The organism is Streptomyces sp. NPDC059169 (genome assembly GCF_042755225.1).
GTDB lineage: Bacteria > Actinomycetota > Actinomycetes > Streptomycetales > Streptomycetaceae > Streptomyces.
In genome coordinates, this window is record NZ_JBHZCF010000017.1 from 186814 (window position 1) to 196084 (window position 9271).

Consider the following 9271-nt stretch of genomic DNA (forward strand, 5'->3'; position numbering starts at 1 on the left):
GGATCCCATCAAAACAAAACACCCCCCCCCCCCCCCCCCCCGGGGAGTAACTAAGACCCCTTTTGGGGGGGGCATACCCCGACGACAGGGGGGAGCCCCCCCCCCCCCGCGGCACGTCCACATCCACACCAGAGGCATCCGGAAGAAGCCCGGTTCACCAGTCAGGAGAGACGAACATGACCCGCACGGGCCGCATCGTCACAGTGGCGGCCGTCGTGGCCGCGACGTTGGCCGGAACGTCGGCCACCGCAGCGGCAGCCGACAACCACACCCCGGTGCCGCCGCGTGCCGCCGACCGCAGCGCCGGCGGTCCGACCGCCGGCGACCGGGGCGACAACTCCCAGGATCAGGGCTGATCCGCCCCTGCGCTCCGCGCTCGCAGCTCGGTCTTCAGCACCTTTCCGCTCGCGTTCCGGGGGAGGTCCGGCACGAACTCCACCTGCCGCGGCACCTTGTAGTTCGCCATCTCCCTGCGCGACCACGCGATGAGGTCGTCCGCCGTCAGCGTCGACCCCGCGCGCCGCACCGCGTACGCCTTGCCGACTTCACCGAGCCGCCCGTCCGGCACGCCTATCACGGCGACGTCGGCGATGTCCGGGTGCAGACCGAGGAGTTGCTCGATCTCAGCCGGGTAGGCGTTGAAGCCGCCGACGATGAACATGTCCTTGATCCGGTCGGTGATGCGCAGGTTGCCCGCGGCGTCGAGGACGCCCACGTCACCCGTGTGCAGCCATCCGTCCGCATCGATGACCTTCGCCGTCTCCTGCGGGTCCTCGAAGTACCCCTGCATGACGTGGTGGCCGCGCACCAGGATCTCGCCCTGTTCTCCCGGCACGGCGGACGAGACGCGGACCTCCGTGTCCGCAATGGCGCGGCCCGAGGTGGCGGCGATGGTCTCCGGGGCGTCGCCGCGGCGGCACATCGTGACGATGCCGCTGGCCTCGGAGAGCCCGTACGCCGTCAGGACCGTGGCGATCTTCAGCTCGCTGTGCAGCCGCTCCACGAGCCGCAGCGGGACCACCGCCGCGCCCGTGACCACCAGCCGTAGCGCCGAGAGGTCGTAGGAGGCCCGTGCCGGGTGGTCCAGGAGGGACTGGTGGAGTGTGGGCGGTCCCGGAAGCACCGAGATGTGCTCGGAGGCGATGTTCGCCAGCACCGTGTCGACGTCGAAAACGGGCTGCGGCACCATCGTCGCGCCCCGCATCAGGCACGCGATGACGCCGGCCTTGTAGCCGAAGGTGTGGAAGAACGGGTTCACGATGAGGTACCGGTCGCCCTCTCTGAGCCCCGCCAGCTCGCTCCAGACGCCGTAGCAGCGCAGCGTCTGCGCGTGGGTGATGACGGCACCCTTGGGACGGCCCGTCGTCCCCGAGGTGAAGACGATGTCTGAAGGGGAGTCCGGGGCGACCGCGTCCGCCCGCGACCGCACCCTGGCCGCGTCCACCCCGTCGCCGCCCGCGAGGAAGTCCTTCCAGGTGCGGTAGTCCTCCGGCGCGCCGTCAGCCAGCACCACCACCTGTTCCAAATGGGGGAGTTCGGCCCCGGAGCGGCGTAGCGACGCCACGTACGACGTCCCGAGGAAGGTGCCGGTGATGAACAACAGCCTGACGCGGGAGCGCTCCAGGACGTACGCCGCCTCCGAGCCCTTGAAACGGGTGTTGAGGGGGACGAGCACCGCGCCGGCGGTCACGGCGCCCAGGGCGGAGACGATCCAGTCGAGTGAGTTCGGCGCCCAGACGGCGACGCGGTCACCGGGCTCGGTGCCGGCCGCGATGCAGGCGGCCGCCGCCCGCTCGACGCGCTCGCCGAGCTCCGCGTAGGAGATGCGGTGGCGACCGTCGACGACCGCCTCCCGTTCCCCGAAGCGTTCCCCGGCACTCCGCACCAGCCGCGGGATGGAGCCCCATTCCAGGTCGCCGCGCATCATTCGCCCTCCCCCAACGTAGCTGACTATCCGTCAGATTAGCTGTACCCTCACCGCCATGGCGAGCCTCAAGGACGCAACCGCGATAGCCGGGATCGGGCAGACCGCCTTCGCGAAACACCTTCCCGAATCCGAGAAGACCCTGGCCTGCCGGGCCATCCTCGCCGCACTCGACGACGCCGGGGTGTCGCCCGCCGACGTCGACGGCTTCGCCTCGTACACGATGGAGGAGACGGACGAGGTCGAGGTGGCCAAGACCATCGGCGCAGGGGACGTCACGTTCTTCAGCAAGGTCGGCTACGGGGGCGGCGGCTCCTGCGCGACCGTCGCCCATCTCGCCGCGGCGATCGCGACCGGCCAGGCGAGCGTCGGGGTCGCCTGGCGGTCGCGCAAACGCGGCTCCGGCCCACGCCCCTGGAAGAACACCAGCGTCCAGCTGCCCACCCCCGGCCAGTGGACCCGGCCCTTCGGGCTGCTGCGCCCCGCCGACGAGATCGGCATGCTCGCCCGGCGCTACATGCACGAGTACGGCGCCACCCGCGACCACCTCTTCAACGTCGCCCTCGCCTGCCGCAACCGCGCCAACCAGAACCCGGCCGCGATGATGTACGAACGGCCGCTGACCCGCGAGATGTACATGACCTCCCGGTGGATCAGCGAGCCCCTTTGCCTGTTCGACAACTGCCTGGAGACGGACGGGGCGCTCGCCTGCGTCGTGGTGTCCGCCGAGCGCGCCCGGGACCTACGCCACCGGCCCGTCTACGTGCACTCCGTCGCCCAGGGCCTGCCCGCCCAGCACCACGGAATGGTCAACTACTGGAACGTCGACCCGCTCACCGGCCCCGCCTGGACGGCCGCCCGGCAGCTGTGGAAGTCGGCCGACTTCGGGCCGCAGGACGTGGACGTCGCCCAGATCTACGACGCCTTCACCCCGCTGATCCCCCTGTCGCTCGAGGGCTACGGCTTCTGCGGCCGCGGCGAGGGCGGGTCCTTCACCGAGGGCGGCGCCCTGGAGATCGGCGGCCGGCTGCCCCTGAACACCGGAGGCGGCGGACTCAGCGAAGCGTACGTCCACGGCTTCAACCTCATCAACGAGGGCGTGAAGCAATTGCGCGGCAGCTCGACCGCACAGGTTCCGGATGCCGCGACCTGCCTGGTCACGGCAGGCGAGGGAGTCCCCACATCCGCGCTACTGCTGAGGAGTTGAGCCCCTTGACGGATACCGCCGTCCGGCGCCTGACGCCCGTACCCGACGAGGACGGTGCCCCCTTCTGGGAGTACGCGGCCCGGGGCGAGCTGCGCGTCCAGTCGTGCGCCTCCTGCGGCGCACTGCGTTTCCCGCCCCGTCCGTGCTGCCCGCACTGCCGGTCGTTCGACTCGGAGTGGCACCGGATGAGCGGGCGGGGCCGGATCTGGTCGTACGTGCTCCCCCACCCGCCGCTGCTCCCCTGGTACGCCGCCCAGGCCCCGTACAACGCGGTCGTCGTCGAGCTCGTCGACGCCCCGCACATCAGGCTCGTCGGCAACGTCGTCGCGGCACCCGGTGCGACGCTCAACTCGGTCGATCCGGCGAGGCTCCGCATCGGAGCACCGGTGCGGGTCGCCTTCGGACCTTCCGCGGACGGCGGCACGCCCGTCCCGTGCTGGCTGTTGGAGCGTCCGTGAGCATCCGGGTCGATCGCGACGCGCAGAGCGGTGTCGCCGTCGTCACCCTCGACCGGCCCGGCCGGCACAACGCAGTGGACCTGGCGACGGCCGGTGAACTCGCCGCCGTGTGGAAGGAATTCCGTTTCGACGACTCCGTGCGCGCGGCGGTCGTCACCGGCGCGGGGGACCGGGCCTTCTGCACGGGCATCGACCGGTCCGTGCTGGTACCGCAGCCGTCGTCCCCGTACTCGGTCGACGATCCGCTGATCGCGATCGGGCCGAAGGCGAACGACCTGTGGAAGCCGGTCGTGGCGGCGGTGCGCGGGCTGGCCTGCGGCGGGGCGTTCTACCTGCTGGGAGAAGCGGAGTTCGTGGTGGCCGCCGAGGACGCCCAGTTCTTCGATCCGCACACCGCCTACGGGATGGTCAGCGCCTATGAATCGGTGTACATGGCGGCGCGGATGCCGTTCGGCGAGGTGGCCCGGATGGCGCTGATGGGCACGGCGGAGCGGGTCTCCGCACAGCGCGCGTACGAGATCGGACTGGTCAGCGAGGTCACCCCGCCCGGCGAGGAGCTGGCGGCGGCCCGGCGGAGCGCGGCGGTGATCGCCTCGTACCCGACGGCTGCGGTGCAGGGAACGGTACGGGCCCTCTGGGCGGCCAAGGAAGCCGTGCGCGCCCAGGCGCTCGCGCAGGCGCCGCAGTTGATCGCACTGGGGAATCTGGCCCCCGAGCGGCAGGCGGAGTTGTTCGCTGCCCGCCGCTCGGGGTTCAGGCTGCGCTGACGCGGTGCGTGCGGCGTCCACGGTGAGTGCGTCGGGCGCCATCCAGGGTGGGCGGGCCGGCCGGAACGTCGGCCGGCTCCTGGGTCGCGCCCCGCCGAGCAGCGGCGGCTCGAGGGAGCGCCCGCGCCCGCCCGAGACGATGTGGTCGGTGCGGGCGCGGCGGAAGGGGGAAGGGGGAAGGTCGCGCGGCAGGACGGGGGTTACGAAGCCGTGGCGCGGCTCACCTTGGTGAGCCGGCACTTGCCGCCGCTGCCGTCGCCGCTGCTCGGCGAGTACGAGGCCGCGACGTCGATGGTGTCGGTGGTGCCGGGACCGACCCACGGGATGGTGGAGTTGCTCTCCCTCAGCAGGGCGCCCTGGGGATCGGTGAACTTCACGCTGAACGTGTAGGTGTAGCGCTCGGAATCGCTCTTGTTGGTCGCACTGACCCGGGCGACCACTCCGCGCGACGGGTCGAAGGCACAGGACTCGATCCGGACGTCGTCCTCGGGACGGCTCTTGGACTTCTTGCCTCCGATGCCGCTCACGGAGCTCGAGCCGGAGCTGCTGCCGTCACCCGTCGTGGAACCCGCCGACGAACCGCCGTCGTGGTCGCTGCCGCCGGTGCTGCCGGAGGAGCCGGAGGAGCCCGAAGAAGACGACGAGGACGAGTGCGAACCACCGGAGCAACCGGCGCCGTGGGAGCCGCGGGCTCCGGTCAGGGCCACGACGGCGATTCCGAAAACGGCGACTGCCCGGACATGACGGATCTTCACTTCAACCCCCGTTGGAAGTGTCTGGAAACGAATGGCCCAAAGTGCTTGACGGGCACACGTCACCCTAACAGGGTTGACGGGGCCGGCCGGCCCGAGCGGCAGCGGAGCCGACCGGCTCGTCGGCGCGCCGTCAGCGGTGGGCCAAGGGGTCGCGAACCCGGAGCGCCGGGCGTAGCGTCTGCTGCGAGAGGAGGCCGGCCATGGTCCGCAACGTCATCGGCTCGGTCATGGCTCTCGTCGGAGCGACGGCCGCCGTCTGGAGCCCCTTCCGTGTCTGGTACGACGGCCGTCAGGGCAGCGCGTACCGCGTTCAGGACCTCTTCCAGGGCGTCACCCGCGCGCAGACGGAGCTCGCGACCTCGATCCTCCTGCCGTTCGCGTTCGCCGCTCTGGTGACGCTGATCGGCCTGGTGCTGCGGTCGCGCCTGCTGGTGGCGCTCGCCGGAGTGATCGTCCTCGGGTTCACCGTCCTGTGGATGGTGCGCCAGGGCCAAGCCGCGGGCAGCCTCACCGTAGGGGGTCGCGGCCCCGCCCTCGGCGACGGAGTCGCCGCCGCGCTGGGCGGGGGCATCCTGCTGCTGCTCGCCGCGGCCGTGATGAGCGGCCGCGCTCCACGGCTCGAGCGTGCCGAGGAACCGGCGCCGTACCGGGGGACCGACGGCCCCGAGCCGTACGGCTGGGCGGCCCAGGACGACGAGACGACGCAGACGATGCCCCTGTCGACGGACCTGCCGCGGCGTCCGCGCCCGGACCCGTACGGAGCGGGACCGGCCCAGGACCCCTATGGGACGGGTCCGGTCCAGGACCCGTACGGACCGGCCCAGGACCCCTATGGGACGGGTCCGGCCCAGGACCCGTACGGACCGGCCCAGGGTTCGAACGGAGCGTACCGGGGACCGTACCGGCGCCCCCGCGAGAACCCCCGGGGGAGCGCGCACGACGATCGGTACGAGGACCCCGGGCGGTCACAGGAGACCTGACCTGCCGCGCGCTCGTGCGCGACATGGCTTCAGTTGGCGGAGGCTCCCCTCCCCGTCGCCGTGCCCTTGACCGCGTCGAGCGCGTAGACGCAGCGGTCCTTGGAGCAGGCGTACACCACACCGTTGCGGGCCACCGGCGAGCCGGTGATCTCCCCGCCGGTCGCCAGCTTCCAGCGGAGCTGCCCGCCGCTGGCGTCCAGCGTGTAGAGCACGTGGTCGGCGGAACCGAAGTGCACCCGGCCTTCGGCGACGACCGGGGCGCCGACCACCTCGCCGCCCGCGGCGAACCGCCACTTCGGGGTACCGGTGACCGCGTCCAGCGTGTAGAGCGCGCTTCCACTGCCCACGTGGACGTTGCCCCCCGCGACGAGCACCGGCTCGATCGACTGGCGGGCCTCCGTGGCGATCCGCCAGCGGTCCTTGCCGGTCGTGGCGTCGAGCGCGTACACGGTGCCGAGGTAGTCGGCGAGGTACACACCGCCGCCGGTCACCGCGGCCCCGGGCGCGAAGGCGGGCGGCGAGAGGAACACGGCGGGCGCCTCGAAGTGCCAGCGCACGTGCCCGCTCGCGGTGTCGACGCTGAGGACGCGGGTGCCGGCGGCAACGTACGTACAGCCGTCGGGCGCCTGGGCGACCCGCACCGGAACGCCGCCGCAGGACGCCGCGTCGCCGACGGGGTACGACCAGCGTTCCGTGCCGGTCCGGGCGTCCAGGGCCTGGAGACGGGCGTTGCGCCACACGTACACGGTGTCGTCGCTCAGTACGGGGCCGGCCTCGGCGGTCTCGAATTCGGTCTGCGCGCCGGTGACCTCCCACAGCTTCTCTCCGCTGGAGGCCTCCCATCCCTGGACGCCACCGCCACGGGTGCCGGTGACGACGGTGCCACGGACCGCCTGGAGCGAGTACACCCAGGCATCGGTCTGCAGCCGCCAGCGTTCGCTGCCGTCCGCAGCGTCGAGGGCGTAGAGCGTGGGCCCGTCGGAGGCGTGGATGCGGCCCCCCTCGACGGCCATCGACCAGGCCACGTCGCGAGTCTTGAACTGGCGCCGGCCCGTGGCGACGTCCAGGGCGTGCACCTCGAACGACGTGACGTAGAGCAGACCGGCGTCCACGACGGGAGTACCCCACACGTCGTTGGACATGCGGAACCGCCAGGGCCGCCAGCGCCCGGGTCCGCCGCCCGGCGGCTGAGCGGGGGCGGGCACCGGCTGTACGGGCGGTGCGGCACTGGTGGCCGCCTCACCGCCGGGCGGACGGATCCAGCCGGTGGCGGGCCCCGCATCGACCCCGACGACGCTCCGGTCGGCGACCCGCGGGCCGGGTCCGATCGGCACCTTGGCACCGGGCAGCCGCACGGGGCCTTCGGGGACGGACCGCGGGCTTCCGTGGCCCGCCCGCCCGGCCCGCGGGTCACCGCCGCCGTGCGGGGCGCCGTCGAAGTCGGGGGCGCGATCGGGTCTGGGCGGCGCGGGTGGGGCGGGTGGGGCGGGGGGCTGCTCCGGCGGACGGTTCGTCGCCCCGGCCGCACCGGTGGTGGGGCGGCCGCCGCGGCGTTGCTCGATCATCGACACGGCCGTGGTCGGCAGCCAGGCCGAGGCCGTACCGCTGTCGTCGTCCCCGCCGGACGAGAACAGGTGCGGTGCGAGCTGGGCCTGCAGGTCCTCCGGGGAGGGCCGCAGCCCGGACTCCGTCTGCATGCAGGATTCGATCAGCGGCCGCAGCTCGTCCGGCAGTCCCTCGATGTCCGGGCCTTCGCGCAGCAGCATGAACACCGTCTCCACGGGGTTGGCGCCGTGGAAGGGGGCGTGTCCGGTCGCGGCGAAGACCAGGGTCGACCCCAGGGAGAAGACGTCACTCGCGCCCCTCACGCTCCGCGAGTCGCGGGCCTGCTCGGGCGACATGTAGGCGGGGGTGCCGACGGCGACGTTCGTCATGGTCAGCCGGGTGTTGGAGACGCCCGAAGCGATGCCGAAGTCGATGACGCGCGGGCCGTCCTCGACCACGAGCACGTTCGACGGCTTCAGGTCGCGGTGGACGAGGCCGGCGCCGTGGATGGATTGCAGCGCCTCGGCGATGCCTGCGGCCAGCCAGCGGACCGCCTGGGCCGGGAGCGGCCCGCACTCGTTCACTATCTCTTCGAGCGATGGGGCGGGGACGTAGGCGGTGGCGAGCCACGGCACCGCAGCGCGCGGATCGGCGTCCACGACGGCAGCGGTGTAGAAACCGGAGACCGCCCGTGCCGCCTCCACCTCGCGCGTGAAGCGGACCCGGAAGAGCTGGTCCTCGGCGAGTTCCGTGCGCACCGTCTTGATCGCCACACGCCGGCCCGACGCCGACCGTGCGAGATAGACCAGCCCCATGCCGCCGGCCCCGAGCCGTCCCAGCACCTCGAAGGGGCCGATCCGCCTCGGGTCGTGCTGCGTCAGCTGCTCCACTTCGCCTGCCACCTCCCCGTAGGAGCCGTGTGGTACGGCCCCGTCGCCACCTGATTGTTCCTGCCGAAGGCGACGGTTGCGAACCCGGGGCGGTATCGGGGTGTCTCGGTACTTTTTGCGAGGCTCGCCCCGGGAACGGTGCGGGAGGCGACGAGCGGGTGGACACATGGTCACGGAGCGTGCGGATCCCCGACGGGCGAGGTCGCCCAGGAACCCGTCGCGGACCGTACGAACGGAGGCCGGGCGCCACGATCGTCACGGAGCGTAGCGGACGTGGTGCGGGGAAGCGACGCCGTCCGGGCACGGCGCGACGGACCGCACGGGCCGCACGGGCCGCACAGGCCTCATGGACCTCGCTGAACGTTTGGAGCTCGACGGTCGCTTGGACCTCATGAGCCCCATGAGTCCCGTGGACCGCACGGACGTGCAGAGCCGACGGATCTCACGGAGCCGCACTCCCGCCCGGTGCACAACCACGGCCGCACGGCCCGCACACCCCACTCACCCCGTCACCCCCATGGGCCGCCCGAAGTCCGTACACCTCACGGATATCGCAGAGCCGTCCCTGCCGGACGGCGGCTCCTCCTGCTCCTCGGATCCGGGGCGGTGGGGGGGGGGGGGGGGAGGACACCCCCCCCCCCCCCCCCCCCCCCCCCCCCCCCCCCCCCCCCTCCCCCCCCCCCCCCCCCCCCCCCCCCCCCCCCCCCCCCCCCCCCCCCCCCCCCCCCCCCCCCCCCCCCCCCCC

Annotated in this window: 8 protein-coding genes; 5 read left to right on the forward strand and 3 right to left on the reverse strand. The window is 72.7% G+C overall.

Annotation, left to right across the window (positions count from 1 at the left end; translation table 11 throughout):
- Window positions 1-176 precede the first annotated feature (176 nt).
- The gene (locus tag ACFXOM_RS28115; protein ID WP_385039846.1) at window positions 177-356 is read left to right on the forward strand and encodes a hypothetical protein; all 180 of its coding nucleotides are present in this window, start codon (window positions 177-179) and stop codon (window positions 354-356) included.
- Here ACFXOM_RS28115 and ACFXOM_RS28120 read toward each other — a convergent pair.
- On the reverse strand, window positions 347-1924 hold the full coding sequence (locus ACFXOM_RS28120) for a FadD3 family acyl-CoA ligase (RefSeq protein ID WP_385039864.1): 1578 nt from the start codon (window positions 1922-1924) through the stop codon (window positions 347-349). The genes ACFXOM_RS28115 and ACFXOM_RS28120 overlap by 10 nt on opposite strands.
- A gap of 58 nt (window positions 1925-1982) precedes the next feature.
- Between ACFXOM_RS28120 and ACFXOM_RS28125 the strand changes: the two genes are divergently transcribed.
- From ACFXOM_RS28125 to ACFXOM_RS28135, 3 genes are read left to right on the forward strand one after another with little or no spacing between them, the layout of a single operon-like run.
- Complete coding sequence (locus ACFXOM_RS28125) at window positions 1983-3131, forward strand: lipid-transfer protein (RefSeq protein WP_385039849.1); 1149 nt, start codon at window positions 1983-1985, stop codon at window positions 3129-3131.
- A gap of 5 nt (window positions 3132-3136) precedes the next feature.
- Window positions 3137-3589 carry a Zn-ribbon domain-containing OB-fold protein gene (locus ACFXOM_RS28130; protein ID WP_384939354.1) on the forward strand — a complete coding sequence of 151 codons (453 nt, stop codon included), beginning with the start codon at window positions 3137-3139 and terminating at the stop codon, window positions 3587-3589.
- Window positions 3586-4356, forward strand: coding sequence for an enoyl-CoA hydratase/isomerase family protein (locus ACFXOM_RS28135; protein WP_384947429.1), 771 nt, complete (start codon window positions 3586-3588; stop codon window positions 4354-4356). The genes ACFXOM_RS28130 and ACFXOM_RS28135 overlap by 4 nt, the downstream gene beginning before the upstream one ends.
- 200 nt (window positions 4357-4556) lie before the next feature.
- Here ACFXOM_RS28135 and ACFXOM_RS28140 read toward each other — a convergent pair whose 3' ends face one another.
- Entirely contained in the window at window positions 4557-5111 is a 555-nt protein-coding gene (locus ACFXOM_RS28140) for a hypothetical protein (RefSeq protein WP_384939350.1), read from the reverse strand.
- Window positions 5112-5311: 200 nt separating this feature from the next.
- Here ACFXOM_RS28140 and ACFXOM_RS28145 point away from each other — a divergent pair, with 200 nt between their 5' ends.
- Window positions 5312-6091: a hypothetical protein gene (locus ACFXOM_RS28145; protein WP_385039852.1), complete on the forward strand. Its 780-nt coding sequence runs from the start codon at window positions 5312-5314 to the stop codon at window positions 6089-6091.
- A gap of 29 nt (window positions 6092-6120) precedes the next feature.
- On the opposite strand, the gene ACFXOM_RS28150 is transcribed toward ACFXOM_RS28145, so the two are convergent.
- Window positions 6121-8526 carry a PQQ-binding-like beta-propeller repeat protein gene (locus ACFXOM_RS28150; RefSeq protein ID WP_384939346.1) on the reverse strand — a complete coding sequence of 802 codons (2406 nt, stop codon included), beginning with the start codon at window positions 8524-8526 and terminating at the stop codon, window positions 6121-6123.
- Window positions 8527-9271: the final 745 nt, after the last annotated feature.

Excerpts from the sequence above, each read along its gene's own strand:
- ACFXOM_RS28115 (WP_385039846.1), top strand. The coding sequence starts at position 177 with ATGACCCGCACGGGCCGCATCGTCACAGTGGCGGCCGTCGTGGCCGCG.
- ACFXOM_RS28120 (WP_385039864.1), bottom strand. The coding sequence starts at position 1,924 with ATGCGCGGCGACCTGGAATGGGGCTCCATCCCGCGGCTGGTGCGGAGT.
- ACFXOM_RS28125 (WP_385039849.1), top strand. The coding sequence starts at position 1,983 with ATGGCGAGCCTCAAGGACGCAACCGCGATAGCCGGGATCGGGCAGACC.
- ACFXOM_RS28145 (WP_385039852.1), top strand. The coding sequence starts at position 5,312 with ATGGTCCGCAACGTCATCGGCTCGGTCATGGCTCTCGTCGGAGCGACG.